The following is a 24,615-nucleotide window of genomic DNA, read 5'->3' on the forward strand; positions in this document are numbered from 1 at the left end:
GTTCAAGCGTCGGTAGGGTTAGGGCGTCGTGATCTCGGCCCACTTTCCGGCCGCGCGGATCTTCGCCAGGCGCATGTTGAGTTTGCCGATAATGTAGGCCGTATGGAACTGACGCTTGGATCGTCCGTGTTGATCGTGTTGAAGCCGAGCGAGCAGAAAACGACCGGGTTGTGATTGCGAACCGGCGTGAAGTCGCAGCGGTTAGTCGTACCTCACCACTGATGCTGTTGGTCGGGTCGTTCTATTCGAGATGATCGCCGCCGATGCCTTACATCGCACAGCCAAGCAGAAGCTGACTGACGCCCGACGTAGAGTCGTTGGCCGTGTTGCAACCAGCGGTGAAAGGGTCGCTCTCGTCGCGTCAGGTCGTGAAATTGAAGCGAGGATCAATGCCGTGGGTGATCGCTATCGGGCCATCGGTCATGGTTGAGAGGCCGGAACCGTCCAGACCGCCGGCGTCCTGCACGAAGCCGACGTTGCGATGAGCTTGGCTGTAGCCATCAACAGAGATCCTTGCGCCAACTACAAACGGAAGAGCGGCCAATAGCGGAAACCGAAGTCGATCACCCGGCTCAGGAATGATCCCAGCTCCACAGGAACGGCGATGTTCCACTTGCGAGCGGCAACGCGACCAGGCAGACGGACCATGGGGTTTCCTTGGGCGCTCGGAAAAGGCCGCCCTGGTGGAGGGCGGCCGCGAAGGTGGATCGGGGGTTCAGACGAGGTTGTTTGCCGCACGGCGAAAGCAATGCTGCAATGTGGGCCGCTTCTGACTAGGTTCAGCGACGACCCAGATCTGTGAGACATGCCATGCACGACGACGACTTCATCACGCTCGACGCGCGTATCGACGGCCTGCGGGAGGCCATCGCTGCGATCGTCGGTAGCTTGAACGACAACAGTCCCGCCGTAGCCGCTTTGCAGGCTTTGCAGATACGCATGCAGCAGCAGCCAACGCATCAGGACGCGAAGAAGCAGGTCGAGCAGCTAATCGAAACAGCGACGAAACCGGATCGGCAGCGTGATGGGCTGAATTACGAGGCCGCTCGCTGAGCCTGTGGGTGCTTAGCGAACACGAACAGGTGCGCGACGAAGCCCAGCGGCTTGATCGGTACTGGGTTCGGGTTCGCCTTCCCGGCCTTGCCCGTGGTCTTGTCGGCTGTCTTGACCGTCAGCCCCAACATGATTGTGACGAGATCGCACAGAAGCCCGCTGGTCTGCGTCTTGGCATCGGCGTAGGCGTCGACATAGCTGTGATCGTTGGCAGGGATGTTGTCGAGCGTCAGCGTCACCTTGTCAGAACCGATGAGGTCGCCCGCCTTTAGGTCGAAGCCGCTCGCGACCGTGGCATAGCCTGCCGGCACCTTGCGGGACCGGAAAGTCGCGGCAGTCGAACCGGCGATGATCAGCTGCGAGTCTTTCGCCTTATCGAGGAAGGTCGGATACATGGCCCGCTTGTACTCGGTCGCGTCGTCGAGCCGCAGCCAGGCCGGTCCCATGTCGGTGCATATCCCGTGCCGCAGGATGCAGAACGGCGTCATCAGATGCCGCCCAATAGCTGGTGCCATAGGCGACGCCCGCCCCACGGATGGTGGGCGCGTACTCGAACCGCTTGCCCGTGCTGTCGATGATGCTGGCCAGAACGCGGCGGTCGCAGGCACGGAACCGTTGGAACCGGCAATGGACCTCGCCGATGCCGTCGGCGGGGATCACGCTCGGCTCGATCTGAGGCGTCGAGATACTTTCGGTCGTAGATGTTTTGTCCCCTGACCATACCCCGATTACTACGGCCCCTGTGCCTATGGCCGCAGCGAAGAAGACGGCTAGAAGCTACTTCATTTTTAGGCTCCCTGGATGGGGTCCCAGAACTTCATGACCTGTTCAGGGAAGGGTGTTGGCGAACACGAACAGGCCGAGGACGCCGAGCATGGTCCACTTCAGGAAGCGACGCGTGCGCCGGATCGATTTGGTCAGCTCGATCGCGTCGAAGACGAACTTGCGGCGCTCACCGCCCATCTGGCCGAGCGCCTTCAGCGTCTCGACCTCGTTGTCTCGTAGCTCGGTCAGCCACTTCATCATCGGATCGCTGGGGTTCGATCCTTAGGGATCCGCTCGAGACGGTGGGACTTGTTGACGATCTCGCTGATGGCGGTGGAATGGCCGGTGAGGTTCCGACCGAGTGGTTCGGTGCTGCGCCCCAGCATGCCAAGCCGCCGCGCGATGTCGGATAGGTCTTCTGTCACTGGCTCGGCCTCGTATGCGTGGGATCAGGCCGCCGCGTTGCGCGGGGCGAGGTAGGCGCCCAGCCCGGCACCGAGCGCCGTCAGGATCGTCGTTAGGGGAAGGATCGTTCCGGGATCGCTTGCGACGTCGGCTGGGATGGTGTGGATTTCCACTAGAAGGAGAAGTAGGAGGTTCGGCAGACCGGCGCCGATGAGACCGCCCGTCGCCTTGCTGGTCGGCCCGCCAGCGGATGCCGTGGGCTGCAACGCGGGCACGGAAGCAGGAGCTTCATAGACGGGCGTCAGCACGATCGGCGCGGGCGCGGTTTCCTTCACCACGACGATGGGCTCGGGCTCGCTCGCGGCGCCGTAGCGGGCGGCCACGAGCGCGCCGTCAAACAGATTCGCGTGGCCGGCGATGGTCTCGGCGTGATCCGTGCCGTTCAAGACGCGGCGAGCCTCGCGGTAATCCGCATCGCCATCGTGGACGTATTGCCCCAGCTTCCGCCCCGTGAAGGTGCCGACCAGCATACCCTCGACGCAGATCCGCGCAGCAATCGAGGTTTGTTCGGCCAGCGACGAATTGGCAACGAGGTTGACGTCAAGACGATCCAACCAGTCCTTGTAGTTCCACCGGCCGGTGAAATGGCCGAAACTATACCCCTTGAATCACTTTCCGTCGCCGGTCTGCGTGTTGCCGAGATCGCCCCGCTCCTCGTACGCTGCGCCGGACGCGTATTCCTCCATCGTGAGGAACCGGTCGCTTTCGTGGGACACCGTACCGAGGATGTAGGCGAGCCTCCGACGATCACCGTCGCCGTGCTCGACGAAGGCCAGGAGAAGCGCAGACATGCCGTCCACGGCCCGCTGCTGAAGGCTGCCGCCGGACGGCTTCGCTCGCATGGCCGAGAAGAACGCGGCGTGATCCATGGGTGTGCTCCAGGCAAAGAGAAAGGCGCCCGGTCAAGGGCGCCTTGGTTGACCTCTGCCGGGATAGGCGAGGCGAGCAGTCTGTGATTGCTAGGCCTTCGTCAGGCGTCGGCCGGGACCGTCATTCTGTGGTGCCAGTAGCGAAGGTGCGCATCGATCTTCGGTCCGGCCAGAATGCCGTTCACCGCGGCCAGCCAAAGGGTCGCCGATATCAGAATGCCAAGAACGATGCCGTTGAAGGGACTGCGCATGAAAGGACTCATCGGGCTTGCCGTCTGAGGCGGATGATGGCCGGAAGGGATGACTAAAACGTGTCCAAATGTCACAACTCATGCGCGTTCAAAATGAGGCAGCGCTGGCGTTATGACGCGATGCAGCAATGATTTGCGAGCGACAAGTGCGGAATACCTTCGATCGCATGCCAGTACAGCTAAACCCATGGCAGCCATGGTTCGCATCGCGTCCTGTGACCATAACCGCGCCGATCGGCGAATGGTCGAGCCAGACCATTTGGATGCGCCGCGTCATGAGACGGCGCAACCGTAAGGCGCGTGGCAGTATCAGCTCTGACGGTTGCGCTCCATCCAGGTCAGCGACCGGGCACGATGGAGGCGGATTGTCAGTGCACCACTCGCGTGTGACGATGCGAAGCCGAAAGCGAGATGACACTTTGACCGAGCGGTAGGCCCGGCCGACTGTCCCTTCAAGCGTCAGTTGGACTGCTTTCAGCCCTTTCCCATCCCAAAACGGCCCGGCACAAAGCCGGGCGAGAGGTGTTCTGGAGTGGGGGCGTCAGGCGGTCGTTTTCATCGATTGTTTACGAAGGGAAGCTCATCAGGATGAGCTTCCGCTGATTAAAGGCCGTGCATGCCGACCCGACATTTTAGCCATGCGGCGTGGTTCTTTCTGGCCGCGATCGTGTTCATCACCATCGCGCCGATCGGACTGCGGCCGGAGCAAATTCTGACGGACGATCTAGATCGAGCCATCGCTTTTGCGGTGCTCGCCATCCTGTTTGTCATCGCGTACCCACGCAGATGGGTCGCCATAGGTTTGGTTCTCATTCTTGGAGCGGGAGGTATTGAACTGCTGCAGCTCATCACCTCCACCAGACACGCCCGGATCGAAGATGCCGTCGTGAAGGCGACAGGTGTGGCGTTGGGCGTGGCCCTTGGATGTCTGTTTAACGAAGTCACGTCGCCGCCGAGGTGCTCCAGACGAACGGCCAACGCATCGCGGTCCTGAGTTTGAGATTAGCGATACGCAGATTATGAACGCCGTTTTCACCAAAGCGCTTAATTTCCACTGATCTCACCCATTTAGGGTACGCTTTTGGGTTGTGAGCACCCTAGTCTTCTCGCCAAGAAATCGATCGAGAGGATTTGATGTTACGGATAGACGAAGGCCCGTTTAGCAACGTAACCCAGCGTCCGCAGGACGACTTACATCCGGCTTTGCAGAGCGATCCTGCGCTGCCGCCTTTTGGGTTGGTCATGCTCGCCCTCTACGTCACAAGCGTTGGACGGCTGATCAGGCCACGACCTTTACCACCCGCAGGTTCTTCACACGCAGCTTGTAAGAGCCAGCCCTCGACGCGATTGCCCGCAGGTTGAAGGTCAGCCACGTCTTCGCGTCGAAAGCGGGGATGACAATGCGCTGTGTGCGGACGGGCATCGAGAACGTCTCGTCGGGACCTGTTCGATTGACGGGCAGCATATCCATGGTCTCGATCGCAGCACCCGTTCCGCCGATCGAGCCGTTCGCCCGCATATAGAGGCGCACGGCTCTAAGGTTCACCGGGTTCTCGACCGTGATCTCAGCCATCGCCTCAACGACGTCGCCGGGGCTCCAGGCGTTGATGTTGATGTCCTGCGTCAGGCCAATCTGCTCGCCAGCCGCCGTGAACGTGATGTCGAACACCTGCTCGTTGTTGGCGACCGTTCCGACTGCCGTGGCCGAGCCACTGCGCGTGCGGCCCAGCTCGTCGCGAGGTCGCCCGTGATGCCGGTCGGCTTAATGCCAACATTGCCGACAAAAGTTGGGTTGACCGACAAGGGCATGCCATCCGTGCGCGACAGTGGGGTGAGGCCGCGTGCCAGCAGGAAGGCGGCGAAAGCCTTCCCGGCATAGTAAGCACCCTCCTCGGCTTCATGGACCTGCGGCGTCTCTGGCGCCACATAGCCGGACTCGAACGTGATTGCAGACGAGGTCTTGGTGTCCCACAAGACGGTGGCTAGATCGAAGATCGACACTATCTTCTTCCCAGTCGCATAGTCGCGCAGGCCTTGGTTCAAGATGTCGAGTTGCGCGATTTGCGCAGACGACATGTTGTTGGCGCCGGCGTCCAGCACAACCCACGCCTCGAAGCCCTTCGTGCGGGCTGCGTCGATCGCCGTCTTGAAGTTGGCGAGTGCGGTCGCGCCGGACGTCGAAGCAGATGGGTACTGCTGGGCGATGTCGTTGACGCCCATGTGCAGATAGAGCGCCCCCCCCCGCGGCCGTCAGGCTGTCGAGAGATGCAGTGAGGCGCGCCAGGATCTGGTTGGAGCGCTCGCCGGACACACCAAAGTTGCCGATCAGCCGGTAGACGAAGCCGGCAAGGTCGTTGCCCCAGTTGAAGTGATTGTAGGCGGACTTGTTGCGTTTGGTGCTGTCGAGATGGATCTGAGTCACGCGGCTGTCACCGAGCGCCGCGACGCGAACAGATGGGAGTGCTGGCACTACGCCACCGCCGCCGATTAGGCCCAGCGCTACAAGGTTCGCAATGCTCCGCTTGTTCGCGGCGACACGGGCAGGCAGACGGACCATGGGGTTCTCCTTGGGGGCACGAAAATGGCCGTCCTGGTGAAGAGCGGCCGCAAAGGTCGGATTGGATGGACGTCGGACTGCAGCGTTAAGCATGACGCCGCCAACCGTTTGTCGGTGAGGTACGACGAAGCTACAGACGTCGACACTGATCAACGGCAATTCGGTGAATGCGACGGAAGTACAGATCGTTTGCGAACGACAATCGAGCGATGGCGATAGAGCCATTTCCGCTATCGATATGCTTCGCGACTTATCTGGCGGTCTTGGTTATCGCCATCGTCGCTTTAGTTGGCGCGGGTCTGGCAGTTTATTCGATCGGGTCAAAACTGTTGCTGTCACTTCCGGCCATCTGGAAGGAGCGCTAGGAACGTAGACCCGCACTGTCAGTTGAAACGGTAGAAGGCTACCGCAAGTGGTATGGCGAAGCGTTTGGGTCGCGACACACCATCGGCTGCCAGCGCCACATTGAAGGCACCAGTGGCGGTCACGCGATCAACGCCGGAGACGAGAAGCCGGTCGTACAGCACGGCGCCCTTCAAGAAGCTTCGGTCGTGCGGCGAGAGGATCGGCCAAAGCAGTCGCGGGATGGACACGTCGAACACGGTTCAAGCCGGCACTGCGTAGAACCGGTCAGAGCTATCGAACCCCATCTCCCAAGCGATCTCGCACGTCCTGCGGTACTGGATGCCGTTCAGACGTTCAAACTCGACCGCCGAGAGCGTATAGAGGCTTACTGGCGCGGCAGTCCGGCGAAGACGAACAGATAAGCCACGAAGCCAGGCGGCTTGATCGGGACGAGATCTGGTGTCGCCTTGCCGGCTTTGCCGGTGGTCTTGGACGGCGACGATGCGGTGATGCCCGTCAGGAGCGGTAAGAGACCGCTGGCGAGCCCAGCATTGCCAGCCGTAGCAATCGCTGTGTCATCGACGTAGCTGTGATCGTGAGCCGGCATGTTGTCGATTGTTAGCGTCACTTTGTCGGACCCGATCAGGTCGCCCGCCTTCAGGTCGAAGCCGCTCGCCACCGTTGCGTAGCCCGCCGGTACCCTCAGGCACTTGAACGTGTCGCTCGTCTTGCCCGGCAGGATCAGCCGCGAGTCCTTCGCCTTGTCGAGGAACACGGGATACATGGCCCGCTTGTACTCGGTCGCGCCATCAAGCCGCAGCCAGGCCGGTCCCATGTCAGTGAACATCCCGTGTCGCAGGATGTCGATCGGCGTCATCAGGTCGGGCGTGCTCATGACCGTAGCGAGTCGTCTCCGATGTTTGCGATGGTCTCGCCGGCGACGATGCGCTTCTTAAGATCGCTGGTGGCCACGATGATTAGGCCTTCGCGCGCCGCGACCGCGCTTCCGAACGCCACAGTGGTTGGGGCATCCATCGGCACGCGGGTGGTGTCGAGCGCGATCCAGAAGAAGTCCGAGCCGACGCCGGTCCAGCGCAGATCGCCCGCCTGGACGCCCGACTGGAGAGCAGTTAGACCCGATACGCGCGCCTTTTAGATACGCTCCCTGCTCGTGTCGTCGGTCTGAAAGACGGTGCCGTTGAACGTGATGCCGCCCTGAATGCGACGGTCGCGCTCGGCGTCGACAAGAGCCGGCAGGTCGGCGGGATCGGTTGCGCCTGCGTCCTCGATCGGCACGATGGCATACCCGTCGCCGTGCTTCACGACCGCCTGCATCACCGGGTCGAAGCGGCCGAAGAACATGAAGCCCAGCTCGGCTCGGCTGTCGGGCTGGTTGGCGAGATCGGTACGGGAATAGCCCTGGTCGGTGTAGGCCACGGCCAGAAGTTCCGCCGGAGCTCCGCCCTTGCGGCGGTAGAGGTCGACCGTCGTCATGGCGTCCACACCCCTCCATAGACGGACTTCGCAAAGGCGATTGCGTCATCATACGTTGCGAAGAAGGTCAGGCAGACCATGCCTGTGCCCTCGCTGGCGCCGCTGTAGCCACCTGAGCCCGGCGGCTGCGCCAGGCTAGACGTCCGCGTCTCGCCAGCCGAACGACCGCCGCCACGACCACCTCGACCAGCTCCGACCGAGCCGGGATACTTGCCGGTTCCAGCGGCTCCCGCGCCGTTGGAGGAGGCACTGCCGCCGTTGTTCGCCGACAGAAGGGTCGTCGATCGGGTCGCTGATCCTCGTCTACTGCGCCGATCCGGAAGCTGCGTGCCGTTCTGAGCTACGGCGTCCAGCAACGCTACGCGGCCTGCGCGACAGCACGCGAGATCCTCAGCCCGATCGCGTTCGAGGCTCCGGCCCCGCGCAAGATCAAGATGGAGTTCGCGCACGCGGCGGCGATCGTCGCGAAGGCGCTTGCGATGGGGCGCCCCTCGATCGCCCTGACGCAGGCGCTGCAGTGGGACACGGCCCTGCGGCGAATCGACTTGATCGGGGAATGGGTGCCGGCAGGTGACGCTGAAGGAGGCATCGTCAGAGGGAAGACGCGCTGGCAGGGTCCGGCCGTGTCCGTCATCAGCGCGGACTACATCCTGACGATCGAAGCGACGTCGAAGACGGGCGCGGCATCGAGCCCCGACCTGAAGCACTGCCCTCTCACCATGTCGGTCCTCGAGGCGCTCAGCCTTCCGAAGATCGGCCCGCTGATCGTGTCAGAGACGACGGGACGCCCCTACCGCGAGAACTACTACGCGCAGGACTGGCGCGAGGTCGCTCGTGCAGCCGATGTGCCCGATACGGTCTGGTCGATGGACAGCCGGGCCGGGGCGATCTCGGAAGCCGAGGCTGCGACCGACAGCGTCGATTCGGCTCGGAAGCTCGCGACGCACACGAACGCCAAGACGACGCTTCGCTACATCCGGAACGACGTCCTGGAGAGCAACCGGTCGACCGCCATGGCGCGCGAGAGGCACCGCGCTCAGCCGCAGTGAAACGGCAGTGACACGACCTGAAACGGGTCTGATAGCTGAACGGTGGAAAGCCTTGCCCCGTAGGGGTTTGTTTGGAGCGGGTAGAGGGAATCGAACCCTCGTATTCAGCTTGGAAGGCTGCTGCTCTACCATTGAGCTATACCCGCGCCGCGTGGCCCTGCCGGCAGTGGTGGAGGGAGTTGGATTTGAACCAACGTAGGCTAAGCCAACGGATTTACAGTCCGTCCCCTTTAACCGCTCGGGCATCCCTCCGTACCTGCCGCAGGGCCGCTGACGCTTGTTAGCGGAACCGGAAGGCCCTTCGGCCATCCGCTTCGACCGGCGTTATGCAGAGGGCGGACGGCGGTGTCAACACGCCCGGAAGCGATGATGCGCGTGGGTCGGCGGCGCACCTGTTCCGCAACGATGCGCGATGGGATAGGAGACGCCATGAGCGACGACCGACCGACCCATACACCCAAGGATTCCCACTACGCACGGCTGCGCCGTGCCCATCGCGACGCCAAGGGCGAGAGCCCGCGGCCCGAGCGCGCGGGCAAGAGCGCTCCCCGTCCCGGCCGGCCGGCGCCCCCGGACCGCGTCCGCCTCTACGGTCTCCACACGGTGGAGGCTGCGCTCGCCAATCCGAAGCGGCGCTGCCACCAGCTCTATGCCACCCGCAACGCGCTGACCCGGCTCGAAATCGACGCCGAAAAGGCGTCCTGCCCGGTCGAACTGGTCGAACCCCGCTTCCTCGATCAGGAACTCGGCAGCGACGCCGTGCACCAGGGCGTGATGCTGGAGGCTTCGCCCTTGGCCTCGAACGGCCTTGCGGCGGTCGGCGACGCGCGACTTGTTCTCGTGCTAGACCAGGTGACGGACCCGCAGAATGTCGGCGCGATCCTGCGCTCGGCGGTTGCGTTCGGAGCGGGCGCCGTCGTCACGACCTCGCGGCACTCGCCGCAGGAATCGGGCGTTCTGGCCAAATCGGCGTCCGGCGCGCTGGAGTTCGTGCCCTACGTCCAGATCGCGAACCTCGCCGAGGCGCTCGGCAGCCTGGAGGCGTCCGGGTTCACGACCATCGGCCTCGATTCGGCGGGAGAGGCGATTCTCGAGGAAGCGTTCCGGGGCGAACGCATCGCGCTCGTTCTCGGTTCGGAGGGCAAGGGGCTGCGTCAGAAGACGCGCGAGACCGTTCATGCGTTGGCACGTCTCGAGGTGCCCGGCGCGATCCGCTCGCTGAACGTCTCCAACGCCGCGGCGGTAGCCCTTTACGCGGCGCGGCGCTTCATGGGCTGAGGTCTCGGCCGGCGGCACGCAGGACGGCCGCCGCATAGACCTCGGCGAGCGTCGGCTCGCGCGCCTCGGCCGCGTGGAGTCCCGCGGCCTGCGGCTCCATCCGGTGGAGCAGGAGAAGCTCGAAGCGGAGCTGGTTCGCCAGCTTGAGGACGGTCGCGGATTGCTGCCGTCGCGTTCGTTCCCGCTTCGTCGTCACGCTCGTTCCGTAAGAAAACGCTGGTCATTCTTCCGCCATTTATCGTAGGGCCACGAACTCGTTCCCGCCACTGCCTGCCCCACGAGGGGCGCGCCTTGCGTGTGGAGCCGAGAAACGAACCCTTGGAGGATCGATGGCCGCTCTCCTCGCCTTCAGCCGGGCCGTCGACAGGCTGTCCGCCGGCTTCGCCGTCCTGGCCGATTATCTCGTTCTCTTCGCGGTGATGATCAGCGCCGGCAACGCGATCGTGCGCTACCTCTTCAACATGAGTTCCAACGGGCTTCTCGAAGTCCAATGGTACATGTTCGCTGCGATCGTCCTGCTCGGCGCCTCGTACACGCTGCGGCTCAACGAGCACGTTCGCGTCGACCTCTTCTACTCCTCGCTCTCGCCGCGCGGTCGCCTCTTCGTCGACATCTTCGGCTTCGTGGTGCTGTTCCTGCCGGTGATCGCCTACCTCTTCACGCTGACCTGGCCGTTCTTCTGGCGCTCGTTCTCGACCGGCGAGGTATCGATGAACGCGGGCGGCCTGATCCTTTGGCCGGCCAAGCTGACGCTGCCGCTCGGCTTCGGACTCCTGTTCCTGCAGGGCCTGTCCGAACTCATCAAGCGTTTCGCGGCCCTTCGCGGCCTGATCGAACTCGAGACGCGATACGAAAAGCCGGTGCAGTAAGGCGCCGTCCGGGGGGAACCGACCGCATGTTCGAATACGGACCGATGCCGCCGCTGATGTTCGGCGGCATGATCTTGTTTCTCATCCTCGGCTTTCCCGTCGCCTTCTCGCTGGCGGCGGTGGGGATGCTGTTCGGCGTGCTCGGCATCCTGACCGAACATTTCAGTCCCGCCCTTCTGAACGCGCTTCCGCTGCGCTTCTACGGCGTCATCTCCAACGACCTTCTCCTCGCCATCCCCTTCTTCACTTTCATGGGAGCGATCCTGGAACGGTGCGGTCTGGCGGAGGACCTTCTCGAGGGCTCGGGCCAGCTCTTCGGCCCGACGCCGGGCGGCCTCGCCTACGCCGTCATCCTGGTTGGCGCGGTGCTCGGCGCCATCACAGGCACCGTGGCGGCGTCGGTGATCGCGATGGGCGTGGTCTCGCTACCGGTGATGATGCGTTACGGCTACGACATGCGGCTGGCGACGGGCGTCATCGCGGCGTCCGGCACGATCACGCAGGTCATTCCTCCATCGCTCGTTCTGATCATCCTGGCGGATCAGCTCGGTCGCTCGGTCGGCGACATGTATGCGGGCGCGATCGGACCCTCGTTCCTCCAGATCGCGCTGTTCCTGCTGTTCATCTTCGTGGTGTCGAAGCTGCAGCCCCACAAGATGCCGCCGCTGCCACCGGAGGCGCGCACCAAGTCCGGACGCGCGCTGCTCTGGCAGGTCGCCAAGGGCATGGTGCCCTCGCTCGCGCTGATCTTCCTCGTGCTCGGCACGATGGCGATGGGCCTTGCGACGCCGACCGAGGCCGGCGCGATGGGTTCGGTCGGCGCGCTGCTGCTCGCGGCCGGACACCGCCGCCTCTCCTGGCCTCTCATGCGCGAGGCGATGGCGATGACCATGCGCCTGACGTCGATGGTGGTCATGATCCTGATCGGCTCGACCGTCTTCAGCCTGGTGTTCCAGGGCATGGATGGCGGCCACTGGATCGAGTACCTGCTGTCCCACATCCCGGGCGGCGTCGTCGGCTTCCTGATCTTCGTCAACGTCTTCATCTTCTTCGTGGCGTTCTTCCTCGACTTCTTCGAGATCGCCTTCATCATCGTCCCGCTGTTGGTGCCGGCGGCGAACGCCCTTGGCATCGACCTCGTCTGGTTCGGCGTCCTCCTGTGCGTGAACATGCAGACGTCGTTCATGCACCCGCCCTTCGGCTTCGCGCTCTTCTACCTGAGGGGCATCGCGCCGCCCTCGATCCGCAGCCGCGACATTTACCTCGGCGCCCTACCCTGGCTGGGCCTTCAGCTCGTGCTCGTGCTGATCCTGATCGTGTGGCCGCAGTCGGTGACCTACTTCCTGAAGAAGGAGGCGGTGGTCGACCCGGCGTCGATCCAGCTCAACGTTCCGATGCCCGGCGCGCCGGGCTCGTCGGGCTCGGCCCCGCCGCCCTTCGGCGCCCCGGCCCCTCCGTCGTTCGGTGCGCCCGCGGCACCGAGCTTCGGGGCGCCGTCCTCGCCCGCTCCGGCACCAGCGCCGGCAGCTCCCAGCTTCGGCGCCCCGCCGGCGCCAAGCTTCAACTGACCGAACGCAAGAAGGGCCGGCATCAGCAAAGACGCCGGCCCTTCCTCTTGTGGAGAGGGTCTCCGGCCTACTTTCCGGCGGCCTGCTGCGAGTAGCCGTAGGTGTCGTAAGAATATTCGGCGACGCGGAACCATTCGTAGCTCTGCGAGCGGAACTGCTTCCAGGGTTCGTAGACCGCCTTCCATTTCGGATTGGATGCGGTGAGTTCGTCATAGAGCCTGAAGGCCGAATCGTAGGACGCGTCGAGGATGTCGCGCGGGAGCGGACGCAGCTGCACGCCCTTGCCGACGAGCGAGCGGATCGCCCCCATGTTCTTCACGTCGTAGAGCGCCAGCATGTTCACGTTGGCGGCTTTCGCCGCTGTGTCGAGCGCAACCTTGTATTCGGCCGGAAGTGCCTCGTAGCGTTCCTTGTTGAACAGGAAGTGGACCGTCAGCCCGCCCTCCCAGAAGGCGGGGTAATAGTAGTAGGGCGCGACCTGGTAGAAGCCGAGCTTCTCGTCGTCATAGGGCCCGATCCACTCCGTCGCGTCGATCGTGCCGCGCTCCAGCGCCGGGTAGATATCGCCGCCCGCCAGTTGCTGGGGCACGACGCCTAGCGGCTCCAGGACGCGGCCCGCCAGCCCGGCGATGCGCATCTTCAGGCCCTTGAGATCGGCGACAGAGTTGATCTCCTTGCGGAACCAGCCGCCCATCTGCACGCCCGTATTGCCGCCGGGCAGCGCCTTGACGTTGTAGTCCGCCAGGAACGTGTCGAAGAGTTCGTTGCCGCCGCCATGATACAGCCAGGCGTTCTGCTGGCGGGCGTTGAGGCCGAAGGGAATGGTCGCGCCGATCGCGAAGGTCGGGTCCTTGCCGACATAGTAGTAGCAGGCCGTATGGGCGGCCTCGACCGTACCGTCCTGCACGGCATCGAGCGCCTGGAGGCCGGGTACCAGCTCGCCGGCCGGAAACACATCGATCGTGAAGCGTCCGCCGGTGATCTCGCCAACCGCCTTGGCCATGACCTCGGCGCCGCCGAAGATCGTGTCGAGCGTATTGGGGAAGCTCGATGTCAGCCGCCAGCGAACGTCCGGCTCGCTCTGCGCGAGCGCTGGCTTGGCGAGAGTGGCGCCGGCCGCGCCTATGGCGGCCGTGCCGGTGATGAACTTGCGTCGGTCCACTGTCATGTCCTCCCAACCCCGACGTGTCCCGGGGCGGACGGAATGAGAACGGAGCGAAGATGAACGCGCAAGCGCTTGCCCGGTCCATGCCGGACCGGGGGACGCTCACAATAGCGTGATGCCGATTACTTGCCGGCCGCCTGCTGCGTGTAGGCGAACGTGTCGTTGGTGTACTCGGCGACGCGGAACCACTCGTAGATCTCGCTGCGGAACTGGTTCCACGGATCGTAGATCGTCTTCCACTTCGCGTTCGAGGCCGAGAGGTCGGCGTAGATCTTACGCGACGAATCGTAGGCGGCCGAGAGCACGTCCTGCGGCAGCGGGCGCAGCTTCACGCCCTTGCCCACCAGAGAGCGGATCGCACGGCTGTTCTTGACGTCGTAATCGGCGAGCATGCGCGTGTTGCAAAGGGCCGATGCCGTGCGAACAGCCGCCTGGTAGGTCGGCGGCAGCGTTTCCATCTGCTTCTTGTTGAAGACGAAGTGGACGGTGGGCCCCGCCTCCCAGAAGGCCGGATAGTAGTAGTAGGGCGCGACCTGATAGAAGCCGAGCTTCTCGTCGTCGTAGGGCCCGACGAACTCGGTGGCGTCCAGCGTGCCGCGCTCCAGCGCCGGGTAGACGTCGCCGCCCGCGAGCTGCTGGCCGATCACGCCGAGCGGCGCGAGCACCTGACCCGCGATGCCGGCGATACGCATCTTGAGGCCCTGCAGGTCGGCGACCGAGTTGATCTCCTTGCGGAACCAGCCGCCCATCTGCGTACCGGTGTTGCCGGCCGGAAACGCCGTCACGCCATAGTCGGACAGGAAGGCGTCGATCGCCTCGTTGCCGCCGCCGTTGTAGAGCCACGCATTCTGCTGGCGCGCGTTGAGCCCGAAGGGGATCGAGGATCCGATAGCGAAGGTCGGATCCTTGCCGACATAATAATAGAGAACGGTGTGCGCGGCCTCGACCGTTCCGTCCTGCACGGCGTCGAACGCCTGCAAGCCGGGAACCAGCTCGCCGGCCGGGAAGACGTCGATCGTGAAGCGGCCGTCGGTCAGGTCCGAGATGGTTTGCGAGAAGAGCTTGGAGGAGCCGAACAGCGTGTCGAGCGTGTTCGGGAAGCTCGACGTCATGCGCCAGCGGAGCGTCGGAGCGGACTGCGCCAGGGCCGGCGCGGCGAGCGACAGGCCCGTCGCGACCGCCCCGCCTGATACCGCGCCAGCGCGCGTGATGAATGAACGCCGATCCATGAACGAACCCCTCCCGTACTGATGGTTACTCGATATGCCCCGATTGCCCTTCGGCTCACAAGAGCAATCAGCCCGCAGCAGTCTCGGCTCGCGTGGATTTGCGGATGGCAAGGGCCGCGCACCATGCTAAGGAGCGCCGGCAGTGCCGGTTTAGCTCAGCGGTAGAGCAGCGGTTTTGTAAACCGAAGGTCGGGGGTTCAATCCCCTCAACCGGCACCAGTTCCTTATCCACCATTCAGGCAGTGGGAGCGAAGAGCTTCCAGTGGCGCGGCCGTAGGTTCAACACGTGGCCCTGCTCGCCGGGGTCCGTCGGCGACAATTCGACCTCGATGCGTCCCTCGCCTCCGTCGAGCTCGAGTTCCGCGATCCGGCTGCCATGCGAACGACGCGAAAGTGCGATCGTGCCGCGCACGCCCGGCGCCTCGGCGGGCACGACGTCGAGGTCGTGCGGACGCACGAAAAGCGTCCAGCGTCCGTCGTGCTCGTCGGTCCGCCCGATCACGGCGCCGCGATAGCCGATCTCCCCGCCCCGCACCTCGACCGGCAGCCGGTTCGACTGGCCGATGAACGAGTAGACGAAGGGGCTTTCGGGCCGGTCGTAGATGTCGTCAGCACTGCCGACCTGCTCGATATGGCCCTGGCTCATGACGACGACGCGGTCGGCGAGTTCCACCGCCTCCTCCTGATCGTGCGTCACGAACACCGTCGTATGCCCGGTGCGGTCGTGCAACTCGCGAAGCCAGCGGCGCAGATCCTTGCGGACCTTCGCGTCGAGCGCGCCGAAGGGTTCGTCGAGGAGAAGGACGCGCGGCTCGATCGCGAGAGCGCGGGCGAGCGCGACGCGCTGGCGCTGACCGCCGGAGAGCTGGGCGGGGTAGCGGTTGCCGAGACCGGGGAGTTGCACGAGTTCGAGGAGTTCCTCCGCGCGGCGCCGGATCTCGGCCTTGGGCGGCCGCGTGTCGCCCTTTCGCACGCGCAGGCCGAAACCGATATTGTCGGCCACCGTCATGTGACGGAACAGGGCGTAGTGCTGGAACACGAAGCCGACGTTGCGTTCCTGCACGCTCTTGGCCGAGGCGTCCTCGTCGCCGAAGAGGATCTGGCCGCCGCTCGGGAACTCGAGACCGGCGATCAGACGCAGGAGCGTCGTCTTGCCGGAGCCCGACGGCCCGAGCAGGGCGATCAGCTCGCCCGAACGGATGTCGAGCGACACGTCGTGCAACGCGGCGAACCCGTCGAATTCCTTGCGGATGTTGCGAACGCGAATATCCATCGGTGATGATTCCTAGTGGCCGCCACGCGTCGCCTTGATCTCGCCGGCGTAGCGCCATTCGAGGAAGGTTTTCAGGCAGAGCGTGAGAAGCGCGAGCAGCGCGAGCAGCGTCGCCACCGCGAAGGCGGCCGAGAAGGCATACTCGTTGTAAAGGATTTCCACCTGCAGCGGCATCGTGTTGGTCTCGCCCCGGATCTTGCCGGAGATCACCGCCACCGCGCCGAATTCGCCCATGGCGCGCGCGTTGCACAGGAGAACGCCGTAGAGGAGCGCCCATTTCACGTTGGGCAGCGTCACGAGGAAGAAGGTGCGCCAACCGTCGGCACCCAGCGAGATCGCCGCCTCCTCGTCGCCGGTTCCCTGCTCCTGCATGAGCGGGATCAGTTCACGCGCCACGAACGGCAAGGTCACGAAGGTCGTGGCCAGCACCATGCCGGGCACCGCGAAGACGACCTTGAGGCCGATCGCCTGCGCAAGCGGCGTCAGATAGCCCTGCGCCCCGAAGAGCAGGACGAAGACCATGCCCGCGATCACGGGCGAGACCGAGAAAGGCAGATCGATCAGCGTGACCAGGAAGGCCTTGCCGCGAAACTCGAACTTCGCGATCGCCCAGGCCGCCGCCACGCCGAACACGAGGTTGAGCGGCACCGCGAAGGCGGCGACCGTCAGGGTCAGGCGCACGGCCGCCTGGGTGTCAGGCTCCTTGAGCGCCTCGACATAGGTCGAGATGCCGTTGCGCAGAGCCTCCGTGAAGACAGCGACGAGCGGCAGGAAGAGGACGAGAAGGAGGAAGACGAGGGCAACGCCGATCAGCAGCGCCCGGACGATCGGCCTCTCGGTCGTCACCTCGCGCCGCGCCACGCGCGGCGCCTCGGCCGCCTTCGTCTCGTCGAGGGTCGCGTCAAGCGCCATGTCCGGTCCTCCGGCGGCTCCAGGCCTGAACGAGATTGATCACCAGAAGCAGGGTGAAGGAGATGAGGAGCATCATCATGGCGACGGCTGTCGCCCCGCCGTAGTTGAATTCCTCCAGCCGGATGACGATGAGCAGCGGCGCGATTTCCGACACGAAGGGGATGTTGCCGGCGATGAAGATCACCGATCCGTACTCGCCGACGGAGCGCGCGAGCGCCAGCGCGAAGCCGGTGGTGAGCGCGGGCAGGACGGCCGGCAGCACGACCTGGAACACGGTCTGGAAGCGGTTCGCGCCGAGCGTGGCCGCCGCCTGCTCGATCTCGGGATCGATCTCCTCCAGAACCGGCTGCACCGTGCGCACCACGAAGGGCAGCGACACGAAGACGAGCGCGATCACGATGCCGAGCGGCGTATAGGCGATGCGCAGCCCCTTCTCCCCGAACAGCGGCCCGAAGACGCCGCTCGGCGCAAAGAGCTGCCCGACCCAGCCGTTGGGCGCGTAGAGCGTCGTGAGCGCGATGCCCGCGACCGCCGTCGGCAGCGCGAAGGGCAGGTCGATCGCCGCGTCCACGAAGCGCCGGCCGGGAAAGCGGTACCGCACGAGGACCCAGGCGATCAGAAGACCGAACACGGCGTTGACGCAGGCGGCGAGGAAGGCCGTGCCGAAGGAAAGCCTCAGCGCCGACAGGACACGCCGGTCCGTCGCGAGCGCCCAGAGCTGATCGCCGCCGATGCCCCCTGCCCGAAGAGCGAGGGCCCCGAGGGGAATCAGCACGAACAGGCCGAGATAGGCGAGCGTGAAGCCGAACGAGAGGCCGAAGCCCGGCACCACGCTCGGTCGGCGAAACAGGATGCGCGGCCTGGCGGCGCTGACAGCCATTCGTTGGTCCTGCACGTGAGAACGGCCCATGCCTCGCGGCGGGCCGACAGAAAGCTAGCGCGCCGACGCCAGGGCGTCGACGCGCGGACGGCGATCAGCGGATCGCGTCAGTTCGCCGGGCGGTAGATCTGGTCGAAGATGCCGCCGTCGGCGAAGTGCTCGGGCTGGACCTTGGCCCAGCCGCCGAACTGTCGATCGTCGATCGAGACGAGATCGAGCTTCGGAAAGCGCTGCAGAAGCGTTTGGTCCGTCACCGACGCGGGCTCCGCCGGGCGATAGTAGTGCTTGGCCGCGATGGTCTGTCCTTCTGGCGAGTAGAGATACTGGAGATAGGCGGTCGCCACCTCGCGCGTCCCCTTCGCGTCGACATTGCCATCGACCAGCGCGACCGGCGGCTCGGCCAGGACCGAGATCGAGGGCACGACGATCTCGAACTGGTCGGGGCCCAGCTCTTCCAGCGCGAGGAAGGCCTCGTTCTCCCAGGCCAGCAGCACGTCGCCGATGCCGCGCTGGACGAAGGTGGTGGTGGAGCCCCGCGCGCCGGTGTCGAGCACCGGCACGTGGCCGTAGATCTGGCGCACGAAGTCCTGCGTCTTGGCGCGGTCGCCACCGAACTGCTTGTTGGCCCAAGCCCAGGCCGCGAGATAGTTCCAGCGGGCGCCGCCCGAGGTCTTGGGATTGGGCGTGATCACCTCCACGCCGTCCTTCACGAGGTCGCCCCAGTCGCGGATCGCCTTCGGATTGCCCTTGCGGACCAGGAAGACGATGGTCGACGTATAGGGGGCCGAGTTGTGCGGAAGCCGGCCGCGCCAGTCCGCCGGGATCTTGCCGGTTCCCATGGCGATGGCGTCGATGTCGGCCTCGAGCGCCAGCGTCACGACGTCGGCATCAATGCCGTCGATCACCGTGCGCGCCTGCGCGCCCGAGCCGCCATGCGACATGCGCACGCCGACGGCCTCGTGCCCTTCGGCCTGCCAATGCGTGTCGAAGGCCTTGTTGTAGTCGCGGTAGAGCTCGCGCGTCGGATCGTAGGACACGTTGAGGAGCGTCTGGGCGGAGAGAGGGCCGACGGTTGCCAGCATGGCTGCCAGGCCGATCGCAAGGGTCGTGAACCTGCGCATGGATGAACTCCTTCCCGGCCGCCTTCGGCCGCCCGTACCTCGATGACGAGACATTAGGCGAGCCTAGACGGCCTTGGGAGAAACGATCCACTCAATCTACCGCGCTTGCAGACAGATCATTCCCGCTTTGCGCGCCGGCGCGGTACGGCACAGCGAAAACCGGCCGCCGATCGAGTCGTGCCCGTCTGACTCACACGCGGAGGTCTGCCGCGCCCGTGTCGATATGCGGTGCCCAGAAGGCGATGCTTTCCGCGATCTGCGGGATGACCTGACGGTCGTTGGGCTCGCGCTCCTTAAACGAGAGCTCCAGGCAGATCTCGTTGTCGCGCGCGCCGCCGTCCGCCAGCGCCCGCAGAAGCGGCTCCGGCTGGACGCGGCCCGTCGCGTTGTGCTCGGCGGTGAAGGGCCGGTGCCCGCTCTTGTCCAACTTCGACTGCTTGATGTGGATGATCGGCGAGACGGGCGGCACCGCGCGCGCCCACGCATAGGGATCGGTGTCGTCGGGATCGGGCGACGTCACGTCGCCGTGGTCGATATCGGCCATCATCCACATCGGGATGGCCATGTGCGCGGCCGAAAGGCGCTCCTGCAACGCCAGCGTCTCCCGGATCGTCGGCCCGAACTCCCGGCCGATCGACATGGGCTCCCAGAAGACCGAGGTGAGACCCGCCGCCCGGCCATGCTCGGCGACTTCCGACCAGCAGTCGATCACGATCTGCGTCAGCTCCTCGCGTCGCGTCTCGTCGTCGAAGTCGCGATAGGAGAAGATCGCGAACTGCGTTCCGACCGAGGTGCCGCCGAGTTCGGCCGTGATGTCCGCGAAGGTCTTGAACCAGTCGACATAGTAGCGTCGCACGTCGCGGTCGGGATGACCGAAATGGTTGAGCCGGCCGTAGGGGCCCGTCATCCCGGAGGTGACCCGCACGCCCGTGCGCGCAAGCGCCGCCGCCATCCCGCGCGTCAGCCGGCGGATCACGGGCGCCGGCCAGGACGGGTTGATGAATTCGTGCGTCAGCTGGATGTCACGGATGCGCAGGTCGCGCGCGACGGTCTCGATCAGGTCGTCGGGGTCGGCGAAACGGTTGACCAGCGGATTGGTGTTCAGCGACAGCGTCAAGGGCATCGGGTCGGGATCTCTTGAGGTCAGGCAGCGCGGGCGACGGCGACGTGGTCGTCGAACCAGCGCGTGAACTCGGCCCGTTCATCGGCCGTCATCTGCAGCGCCTGCTTGGTGCGGCGGTAGAGGACGTCCTCGGCGGTGAGCGCCCATTCCCGGGCGACGAGGTAGCGCGCCTCGCTCTCCGTGAGCCCGCCGCCGAAGTCCCGGCCCAGACCGTCCATCGACGTGGCCGGGCCGATGATGTCGCGGGCGATCGTGCCGTAGAGGCGCCCGAGACGGTAGACGAGCGAGCGCGGCATCCAGGGATAGGCCTCGCGCATATCCTCGGCGAACTGGATGAAGTCCGCGTTCTCGATGTCGCCGCCGGGCAACGGGCTGTTGCCGGTCCAGGCCGGCTTCATCTGCGGGAAGAACTTGGCGACGCGCTCGATGGCGTGCTCGGACAGCTCGCGGAAGGTCGTGATCTTGCCGCCGTAGATGTTGAGCATCGGCGCGCCTTCGGCCTCGTCGAGGTCGAACGAGTAGTCGCGCGTGACGGCCGAGGGGTTGCCTTGGCCGTCGTCGAAGAGCGGTCGCACGCCCGAGAAGGTCTCGAGAACGTCCTCGCGCCGCAGCTTTTCCTTGAAGTAGCGGTTCACGGCGTTGAGGAGATAGCTGATCTCCCCTTCGTCGGCCTTCACCTCCTCCGGTCGGCCCTCGTAGGCGATGTCGGTCGTGCCGATCAGCGCCTTGTCGCCCTGGTAGGGATTGATGAAGATGACGCGCTTGTCGTTGTTCTGGACGAGATAGGCATGGTCGCCTTCCCAGAACTTCGGCACGATGATGTGGCTGCCCTTCACGAGGCGCACGTTGCGCCTCGAGTTGCGGCCTGCCACGCGGCCGACGATGTCGTTGACCCAGGGACCGGCCGCATTGACGATGCAGCGCGCCCTCACCTGCCGCCGCTCGCCGGTCGCCCGGTCCGTGAACTCTACCGCCCAGGCGTCGCCGTCGCGGCGCAGGCTCGTGCAGGCGGTGCGGGTGAGGACCTCGGCTCCGTGGCGCGCGGCGTCCACCGCGTTCAGCACCACGAGCCGCGCATCGTCGACCCAGCAGTCGGAATACTCGAAGCCCTTCGTGTACTTGTCGAGGATCGGCGCCCCTTCGGGGTCGCGCCTGAGGTCGAGCGTGCGCGTGCCGGGCAGGCGCTTGCGGCCGCCCAGGTGGTCGTAGAGGAAGAGGCCGAGCCGCACGAGCCAGGCGGGGCGGTCGTCCGGCGAGTGCGGCAGGACGAAGCGCATCGGCCAGATGATGTGGCTGGCGTTGCGCAAGAGGACCTCGCGCTCGATCAGCGCCTCGCGGACAAGCCGGAACTCGTAATATTCTAGGTAGCGCAGGCCGCCGTGCACCAGCTTGCCCGAGCGCGACGAGGTGCCCTCGGCCAGGTCGTCCTTCTCGCACAGGATCACCGACAGGCCGCGACCGGCGGCGTCGCGGGCGATGCCCGCGCCGTTGATCCCGCCGCCCACCACCACGAGATCGACCATCGTCGCTTGGGACATGGCTTGCCTTCCTTCTCGATCCATCAGTTCGCCCCGAGCGCCATCTCGGCGGGCTCGCCCGGATGTCCTGCACCCGGATCGGCGCGCAGCGTCGCCTCACGGTAGTCCGCCATGCGGGCCCACACGGGCTCCAGCGCGCGGCGGGCGTCGGCATAGGCGCCGTAGAGCTGTTCGTAGCGGCGGTTGAGCGACGCGTCGGGCGCTTCGGGGGCGCCCAGGAGCGGTACGACCCAGCGACGGATGCAGGCATCCATGTCCGGGAAGACGCCGTTCGCGACCGCCGCCATCATGGCCGCGCCCGCGGCGCCCGTCTCGTCGCGGGAGCAGACGCGCACCGGGGCGCCCGTGCTGGCGGCCAGCACCGCGCGCAGCGAGCGCGAGCGCGCCGCCCCGCCCGTCAGGCGCAGCTCGGCCGGCATGTCACCCATCGCCGCGTAGCAGTCGCGCGTCGCCATGCCGAGCCCTTCCGCCACCGCCCGCACGAGGTCGGGAAAGCGGTGGCCGCTGGACAGGCCCTGGAAGCCGGCGCGCGCGTCGGAATTCACGAAGGGACCGCGCTCGCCTGCCGAGATATAGGGATGGTAGAGGAGCGCGCCGGGCTCGCTCGCCGCCATCCAGCCGTCGATGCGCCCGACAAGGTCGCCCTTCGAGACGGTTTGGCCGAAATCCGCGAGGAGATCGCCGGCGACGCCGAGGATCCAGTCGATGTTGAGCGTCGCGGCCATGTTGGTCTGCACCTGCGTGACGAGACCGGGCACGGGCAGCGCGATGACATAGCCCGTCCCTTCCGGGTTCAGCACGACCTCGTCCGACGTCACGGCGCGCATGTGGACGCCCGTCGAGCCGACCGTCGAGCAGGCGACGCCCGGCTCGTTCGTATGGACGCCGGCGCCGAGCGCCGTCATCACCATGTCGACGTAGCCGAGGCTGACCGGCGTTCCCGCGCGAAGGCCCGTGTCGCGCGCCGCCGCCTCCGACAGCGGGTGAGTCGTCTGTGTCCCGTCCACGATCTCGGGCAGGAGCCGACGCTCGTCGGTCAGGCCGAGCGCTTCCAGAACGGTGTCGCTGTAGCGCCGCGTCCGGAAGTCGCCGAAGGTGAAGCTCGCCTCCGACGGGTCGGTCGCGCGAACCCCCGTCAGCTTGAGATAGAGCCAGTCCTTGCAGTGGAGCGCCGCTTCCGCGCGCGCCAGGAGCTCGGGCTGGTGCGCCTTGATATGGGCGAGCTGCGAGCCCTGCTGGCAGGTGTTGAGGCCGGTGCCGGTCGCCTCGAAGCGGGCGCGGTCGAGCGGATGCCGCCGCAGCCGTCGCACGGTGGGCGCCGAGCGCGTATCGAGCCAGAGCCAGGCGTCGCCGACCGGTTCGTCGCCCGCGCCCACCAGCCAGGTTCCGTCGCCCTGCCCCGTCACGGAAAGGGCAAGCGCACGCGCGGCCAGCCCCTCGACCCGCTTGCCCAGCCCGCGCAAGGCGGCCGCGCAGTCGCTCCAGGTCTGCGCGAGCGACTGCACGGCCGAGCCGTCCGGTCCCTCGCGGTAGCGGTTCAGGACCGACGCGCTCGCGACCTGGTTGCCGTCCAGATCGAAGGCGACGGCCTTGATGACCGACGTGCCGGCGTCGATGCCGACGAGAAGATCGCCGCGCTCAGCCATGCCGGATCGCCTCGTTCCGAAAAACCGTCATCCGTTCCTCCCCGCGCCTCTTCTAGGGCGCCCTCGTGTCCACCAGCGCCCGCGCGGTGCGCTCGTCCGTGACGAGACCCGTCAGGAGGCCGCTCCGCAGGACCGAGCGCACACCCTCGACCTTGCTGGCACCACCGGCCAGCGCCACGATGCGGCGACCGCGCAGGTGCGCGATCTCGGGCGAGATGGTGCGGGCCGTCAGAAGGGTCTCCACCGGCGCCCCTTCGGCATCGAAGAAGTGTCCGAGCATCTCGCCGACGCCACCGCTGGCGCGCACGTCCGCGATCTCCTCGGGCAGGATCATGCGGGTCGAGACGAGCTGCGTGTCGGGCTGCGCGGTGCCGATGCCGACCACCATGAGATCCGAGCGCACGGCCAGGTCGAACACCTCGCCGACACCGCGCTGCTCGAGCAGGACCGCCCGGTCGCCCACGGTGTTGGCGAAGAAGGGGATGGGCATGACATAGGCAGCCGCGCTGGTCTTCTCGGCGAGCCGGTACATGACGTCGTGGGGGTTGGCGGCGTAGTTGCGCGTCAGGCCGCCCATCAGCGACACGAAACGCACCTCCGGCGCCTCGAGGCGCGGAAGGCTCGCGACGGCCGCGGCGAGCGTGCGGCCATGACCGATGCCGACGACGCCCGTGCCGAGCCCTTCGATCTCCCGCTGCAGGAACTCGGCACCCGCAAGGCCGAGCGCACGCAGCGGCAGGCCTTCCTCGTGGAGATCGGGAACGACCTCGCAATTGCCGAGGCCGAAGCGCTCGGCGATCGCCATTTCCAGCGTCACGCATTCGGCGACGGGACCCGACACCGATACCCGCACGACGCCGTTCTGGTAGGCCCACGCGATCAGGCGATGCGCCTTCGCGCTCGACAGCCCGAGGCGCTGGGCCACCTCGGCCTGCGTCATCCCCGCGGCGTAGTGGAGCCAAGCCGCGCGAACGGCCAGGCCGTCGTCACTGTCGCGTTTGGCCTGGACCTTCGCCATCGCGTCTCGCCTCGATCCGCTGCGGTGCAAAAAATTTCATTGAAAGAAAAATATTGCGCTTTGCGCGATTCTGTCAACATGATGTGGACATGAGAGAAGGACGCAGGCCCGCCATGCCGGGTCCTGCGGTGGGCTTGAGGACGCGCT

At 65.7% G+C, this 24,615-nt stretch carries 27 protein-coding genes and 3 tRNA genes; 7 read left to right on the forward strand and 23 right to left on the reverse strand.

Annotated features, from left to right (window positions below):
• Nucleotides 1–810 precede the first annotated feature (810 nt).
• Complete coding sequence (locus tag AUL35_RS18120; RefSeq protein ID WP_062017450.1) at nt 811–1,053, forward strand: hypothetical protein; 243 nt, start codon at nt 811–813, stop codon at nt 1,051–1,053.
• Here the strand turns inward: AUL35_RS18120 and AUL35_RS18125 are convergent.
• The 5 genes from AUL35_RS18125 to AUL35_RS22260 all read right to left on the reverse strand — a co-directional run bounded on the left by AUL35_RS18125 (nt 1,035) and on the right by AUL35_RS22260 (nt 3,403).
• Nucleotides 1,035–1,541: a hypothetical protein gene (locus AUL35_RS18125; protein ID WP_244493818.1), complete on the reverse strand. Its 507-nt coding sequence runs from the start codon at nt 1,539–1,541 to the stop codon at nt 1,035–1,037. The genes AUL35_RS18120 and AUL35_RS18125 overlap by 19 nt on opposite strands.
• 340 nt (nt 1,542–1,881) lie before the next feature.
• Nucleotides 1,882–2,076 carry a hypothetical protein gene (locus AUL35_RS18130; protein WP_192847118.1) on the reverse strand — a complete coding sequence of 65 codons (195 nt, stop codon included), beginning with the start codon at nt 2,074–2,076 and terminating at the stop codon, nt 1,882–1,884.
• A gap of 191 nt (nt 2,077–2,267) precedes the next feature.
• Complete coding sequence (locus AUL35_RS18135; RefSeq protein ID WP_062017459.1) at nt 2,268–2,837, reverse strand: hypothetical protein; 570 nt, start codon at nt 2,835–2,837, stop codon at nt 2,268–2,270.
• Between the two features lie 54 nt (nt 2,838–2,891).
• Nucleotides 2,892–3,152, reverse strand: coding sequence for a hypothetical protein (locus AUL35_RS18140; protein ID WP_062017462.1), 261 nt, complete (start codon nt 3,150–3,152; stop codon nt 2,892–2,894).
• A 101-nt stretch (nt 3,153–3,253) separates the two neighbouring features.
• Nucleotides 3,254–3,403 (reverse strand): hypothetical protein, encoded by a 150-nt coding sequence (locus tag AUL35_RS22260; protein WP_156418066.1) that lies wholly within the window; start codon nt 3,401–3,403, stop codon nt 3,254–3,256.
• 616 nt (nt 3,404–4,019) lie between these two features.
• On the opposite strand from AUL35_RS22260, the gene AUL35_RS18145 reads away from it, so the two are divergent.
• Nucleotides 4,020–4,397 (forward strand): VanZ family protein, encoded by a 378-nt coding sequence (locus tag AUL35_RS18145; protein WP_082666436.1) that lies wholly within the window; start codon nt 4,020–4,022, stop codon nt 4,395–4,397.
• 285 nt (nt 4,398–4,682) lie between these two features.
• On the opposite strand, the gene AUL35_RS18150 is transcribed toward AUL35_RS18145, so the two are convergent.
• From AUL35_RS18150 to AUL35_RS18170, 5 genes are all read right to left on the reverse strand, one after another.
• Nucleotides 4,683–5,072 carry a hypothetical protein gene (locus AUL35_RS18150; RefSeq protein ID WP_062017465.1) on the reverse strand — a complete coding sequence of 130 codons (390 nt, stop codon included), beginning with the start codon at nt 5,070–5,072 and terminating at the stop codon, nt 4,683–4,685.
• Nucleotides 5,027–5,623, reverse strand: coding sequence for a hypothetical protein (locus AUL35_RS18155; protein WP_062017468.1), 597 nt, complete (start codon nt 5,621–5,623; stop codon nt 5,027–5,029). The genes AUL35_RS18150 and AUL35_RS18155 overlap by 46 nt, the downstream gene beginning before the upstream one ends.
• A gap of 720 nt (nt 5,624–6,343) precedes the next feature.
• On the reverse strand, nt 6,344–6,562 hold the full coding sequence (locus AUL35_RS18160; RefSeq protein ID WP_062017471.1) for a DUF1353 domain-containing protein: 219 nt from the start codon (nt 6,560–6,562) through the stop codon (nt 6,344–6,346).
• A gap of 128 nt (nt 6,563–6,690) precedes the next feature.
• Nucleotides 6,691–7,200, reverse strand: a complete 510-nt coding sequence (locus AUL35_RS18165; RefSeq protein ID WP_062017474.1) for a hypothetical protein — start codon at nt 7,198–7,200, stop codon at nt 6,691–6,693.
• 257 nt (nt 7,201–7,457) lie between these two features.
• Complete coding sequence (locus AUL35_RS18170; protein ID WP_062017477.1) at nt 7,458–7,799, reverse strand: hypothetical protein; 342 nt, start codon at nt 7,797–7,799, stop codon at nt 7,458–7,460.
• 434 nt (nt 7,800–8,233) lie between these two features.
• Here AUL35_RS18170 and AUL35_RS18175 point away from each other — a divergent pair, with 434 nt between their 5' ends.
• Nucleotides 8,234–8,848, forward strand: coding sequence for a hypothetical protein (locus AUL35_RS18175; RefSeq protein WP_062017479.1), 615 nt, complete (start codon nt 8,234–8,236; stop codon nt 8,846–8,848).
• 72 nt (nt 8,849–8,920) lie between these two features.
• Here the strand turns inward: AUL35_RS18175 and AUL35_RS18180 are convergent.
• Together AUL35_RS18180 and AUL35_RS18185 are read right to left on the reverse strand one after the other, a co-directional pair.
• Nucleotides 8,921–8,994 (reverse strand) — tRNA-Gly (locus AUL35_RS18180).
• Between the two features lie 21 nt (nt 8,995–9,015).
• Nucleotides 9,016–9,100, reverse strand: a tRNA-Tyr gene (locus AUL35_RS18185).
• 177 nt (nt 9,101–9,277) lie between these two features.
• Between AUL35_RS18185 and AUL35_RS18190 the strand changes: the two genes are divergently transcribed.
• On the forward strand, nt 9,278–10,126 hold the full coding sequence (locus tag AUL35_RS18190) for an RNA methyltransferase (RefSeq protein WP_062017481.1): 849 nt from the start codon (nt 9,278–9,280) through the stop codon (nt 10,124–10,126).
• On the opposite strand, the gene AUL35_RS18195 is transcribed toward AUL35_RS18190, so the two are convergent.
• Nucleotides 10,116–10,322, reverse strand: a complete 207-nt coding sequence (locus AUL35_RS18195; protein ID WP_062017483.1) for a hypothetical protein — start codon at nt 10,320–10,322, stop codon at nt 10,116–10,118. The two genes, AUL35_RS18190 and AUL35_RS18195, sit on opposite strands and share 11 nt — an antisense overlap.
• A 133-nt stretch (nt 10,323–10,455) precedes the next feature.
• On the opposite strand from AUL35_RS18195, the gene AUL35_RS18200 reads away from it, so the two are divergent.
• Entirely contained in the window at nt 10,456–10,995 is a 540-nt protein-coding gene (locus tag AUL35_RS18200) for a TRAP transporter small permease subunit (protein ID WP_062017485.1), read from the forward strand.
• Nucleotides 10,996–11,021: 26 nt separating this feature from the next.
• Nucleotides 11,022–12,563 (forward strand): TRAP transporter large permease subunit, encoded by a 1,542-nt coding sequence (locus AUL35_RS18205; RefSeq protein ID WP_062017487.1) that lies wholly within the window; start codon nt 11,022–11,024, stop codon nt 12,561–12,563.
• A gap of 67 nt (nt 12,564–12,630) precedes the next feature.
• Here the strand turns inward: AUL35_RS18205 and AUL35_RS18210 are convergent, their stop codons facing one another.
• Both AUL35_RS18210 and AUL35_RS18215 read right to left on the reverse strand, forming a co-directional pair.
• Complete coding sequence (locus tag AUL35_RS18210; RefSeq protein ID WP_062017489.1) at nt 12,631–13,731, reverse strand: TRAP transporter substrate-binding protein; 1,101 nt, start codon at nt 13,729–13,731, stop codon at nt 12,631–12,633.
• Between the two features lie 119 nt (nt 13,732–13,850).
• On the reverse strand, nt 13,851–14,957 hold the full coding sequence (locus AUL35_RS18215) for a TRAP transporter substrate-binding protein (protein WP_062017491.1): 1,107 nt from the start codon (nt 14,955–14,957) through the stop codon (nt 13,851–13,853).
• A gap of 144 nt (nt 14,958–15,101) precedes the next feature.
• Between AUL35_RS18215 and AUL35_RS18220 the strand changes: the two genes are divergently transcribed.
• Nucleotides 15,102–15,176, forward strand: a tRNA-Thr gene (locus tag AUL35_RS18220).
• A 16-nt stretch (nt 15,177–15,192) separates the two neighbouring features.
• Here the strand turns inward: AUL35_RS18220 and AUL35_RS18225 are convergent.
• From AUL35_RS18225 to AUL35_RS18260, 8 genes are all read right to left on the reverse strand, one after another.
• Entirely contained in the window at nt 15,193–16,230 is a 1,038-nt protein-coding gene (locus AUL35_RS18225; protein WP_062017493.1) for a sulfate/molybdate ABC transporter ATP-binding protein, read from the reverse strand.
• Nucleotides 16,231–16,242: 12 nt separating this feature from the next.
• Nucleotides 16,243–17,142, reverse strand: a complete 900-nt coding sequence (cysW, locus tag AUL35_RS18230; RefSeq protein ID WP_062017494.1) for a sulfate ABC transporter permease subunit CysW — start codon at nt 17,140–17,142, stop codon at nt 16,243–16,245.
• Nucleotides 17,132–18,022 (reverse strand): sulfate ABC transporter permease subunit CysT, encoded by an 891-nt coding sequence (gene cysT / locus AUL35_RS18235; RefSeq protein ID WP_062017496.1) that lies wholly within the window; start codon nt 18,020–18,022, stop codon nt 17,132–17,134. The genes cysW and cysT overlap by 11 nt, the downstream gene beginning before the upstream one ends.
• A gap of 107 nt (nt 18,023–18,129) precedes the next feature.
• The gene (locus tag AUL35_RS18240; RefSeq protein WP_062017499.1) at nt 18,130–19,143 is read right to left on the reverse strand and encodes a sulfate ABC transporter substrate-binding protein; all 1,014 of its coding nucleotides are present in this window, start codon (nt 19,141–19,143) and stop codon (nt 18,130–18,132) included.
• Nucleotides 19,144–19,333: 190 nt separating this feature from the next.
• Complete coding sequence (locus AUL35_RS18245) at nt 19,334–20,266, reverse strand: sugar phosphate isomerase/epimerase (protein ID WP_062017501.1); 933 nt, start codon at nt 20,264–20,266, stop codon at nt 19,334–19,336.
• Nucleotides 20,267–20,286: 20 nt separating this feature from the next.
• Nucleotides 20,287–21,804: a glycerol-3-phosphate dehydrogenase gene (locus tag AUL35_RS18250; RefSeq protein WP_062017502.1), complete on the reverse strand. Its 1,518-nt coding sequence runs from the start codon at nt 21,802–21,804 to the stop codon at nt 20,287–20,289.
• Nucleotides 21,805–21,827: 23 nt separating this feature from the next.
• Nucleotides 21,828–23,450, reverse strand: a complete 1,623-nt coding sequence (locus AUL35_RS18255) for an FGGY-family carbohydrate kinase (protein ID WP_062017504.1) — start codon at nt 23,448–23,450, stop codon at nt 21,828–21,830.
• 52 nt (nt 23,451–23,502) lie between these two features.
• Nucleotides 23,503–24,468: a sugar-binding transcriptional regulator gene (locus AUL35_RS18260; RefSeq protein ID WP_062017506.1), complete on the reverse strand. Its 966-nt coding sequence runs from the start codon at nt 24,466–24,468 to the stop codon at nt 23,503–23,505.
• Between the last annotated feature and the right edge of the window lie 147 nt (nt 24,469–24,615).

This window comes from Aureimonas sp. AU4, assembly GCF_001463765.1.
Classification (GTDB): Bacteria; Pseudomonadota; Alphaproteobacteria; order Rhizobiales; family Rhizobiaceae; genus Aureimonas.

What these genes read in the sequence shown, in the direction of transcription:
- AUL35_RS18120 (WP_062017450.1), top strand. Translation starts at nt 811, where the DNA reads ATGCACGACGACGACTTCATCACGCTCGACGCGCGTATCGACGGCCTG.
- AUL35_RS18125 (WP_244493818.1), bottom strand. Translation starts at nt 1,541, where the DNA reads ATGACGCCGTTCTGCATCCTGCGGCACGGGATATGCACCGACATGGGA.
- AUL35_RS18130 (WP_192847118.1), bottom strand. Translation starts at nt 2,076, where the DNA reads ATGAAGTGGCTGACCGAGCTACGAGACAACGAGGTCGAGACGCTGAAG.
- AUL35_RS18140 (WP_062017462.1), bottom strand. Translation starts at nt 3,152, where the DNA reads ATGGATCACGCCGCGTTCTTCTCGGCCATGCGAGCGAAGCCGTCCGGC.
- AUL35_RS22260 (WP_156418066.1), bottom strand. Translation starts at nt 3,403, where the DNA reads ATGCGCAGTCCCTTCAACGGCATCGTTCTTGGCATTCTGATATCGGCG.
- AUL35_RS18145 (WP_082666436.1), top strand. Translation starts at nt 4,020, where the DNA reads ATGCCGACCCGACATTTTAGCCATGCGGCGTGGTTCTTTCTGGCCGCG.
- AUL35_RS18155 (WP_062017468.1), bottom strand. Translation starts at nt 5,623, where the DNA reads ATGGGCGTCAACGACATCGCCCAGCAGTACCCATCTGCTTCGACGTCC.
- AUL35_RS18165 (WP_062017474.1), bottom strand. Translation starts at nt 7,200, where the DNA reads ATGAGCACGCCCGACCTGATGACGCCGATCGACATCCTGCGACACGGG.
- AUL35_RS18170 (WP_062017477.1), bottom strand. Translation starts at nt 7,799, where the DNA reads ATGACGACGGTCGACCTCTACCGCCGCAAGGGCGGAGCTCCGGCGGAA.
- AUL35_RS18175 (WP_062017479.1), top strand. Translation starts at nt 8,234, where the DNA reads ATGGAGTTCGCGCACGCGGCGGCGATCGTCGCGAAGGCGCTTGCGATG.
- AUL35_RS18190 (WP_062017481.1), top strand. Translation starts at nt 9,278, where the DNA reads ATGAGCGACGACCGACCGACCCATACACCCAAGGATTCCCACTACGCA.
- AUL35_RS18200 (WP_062017485.1), top strand. Translation starts at nt 10,456, where the DNA reads ATGGCCGCTCTCCTCGCCTTCAGCCGGGCCGTCGACAGGCTGTCCGCC.
- AUL35_RS18205 (WP_062017487.1), top strand. Translation starts at nt 11,022, where the DNA reads ATGTTCGAATACGGACCGATGCCGCCGCTGATGTTCGGCGGCATGATC.
- AUL35_RS18210 (WP_062017489.1), bottom strand. Translation starts at nt 13,731, where the DNA reads ATGACAGTGGACCGACGCAAGTTCATCACCGGCACGGCCGCCATAGGC.
- AUL35_RS18215 (WP_062017491.1), bottom strand. Translation starts at nt 14,957, where the DNA reads ATGGATCGGCGTTCATTCATCACGCGCGCTGGCGCGGTATCAGGCGGG.
- AUL35_RS18225 (WP_062017493.1), bottom strand. Translation starts at nt 16,230, where the DNA reads ATGGATATTCGCGTTCGCAACATCCGCAAGGAATTCGACGGGTTCGCC.
- cysW (WP_062017494.1), bottom strand. Translation starts at nt 17,142, where the DNA reads ATGGCGCTTGACGCGACCCTCGACGAGACGAAGGCGGCCGAGGCGCCG.
- cysT (WP_062017496.1), bottom strand. Translation starts at nt 18,022, where the DNA reads ATGGCTGTCAGCGCCGCCAGGCCGCGCATCCTGTTTCGCCGACCGAGC.
- AUL35_RS18240 (WP_062017499.1), bottom strand. Translation starts at nt 19,143, where the DNA reads ATGCGCAGGTTCACGACCCTTGCGATCGGCCTGGCAGCCATGCTGGCA.
- AUL35_RS18245 (WP_062017501.1), bottom strand. Translation starts at nt 20,266, where the DNA reads ATGCCCTTGACGCTGTCGCTGAACACCAATCCGCTGGTCAACCGTTTC.
- AUL35_RS18250 (WP_062017502.1), bottom strand. Translation starts at nt 21,804, where the DNA reads ATGTCCCAAGCGACGATGGTCGATCTCGTGGTGGTGGGCGGCGGGATC.
- AUL35_RS18255 (WP_062017504.1), bottom strand. Translation starts at nt 23,450, where the DNA reads ATGGCTGAGCGCGGCGATCTTCTCGTCGGCATCGACGCCGGCACGTCG.
- AUL35_RS18260 (WP_062017506.1), bottom strand. Translation starts at nt 24,468, where the DNA reads ATGGCGAAGGTCCAGGCCAAACGCGACAGTGACGACGGCCTGGCCGTT.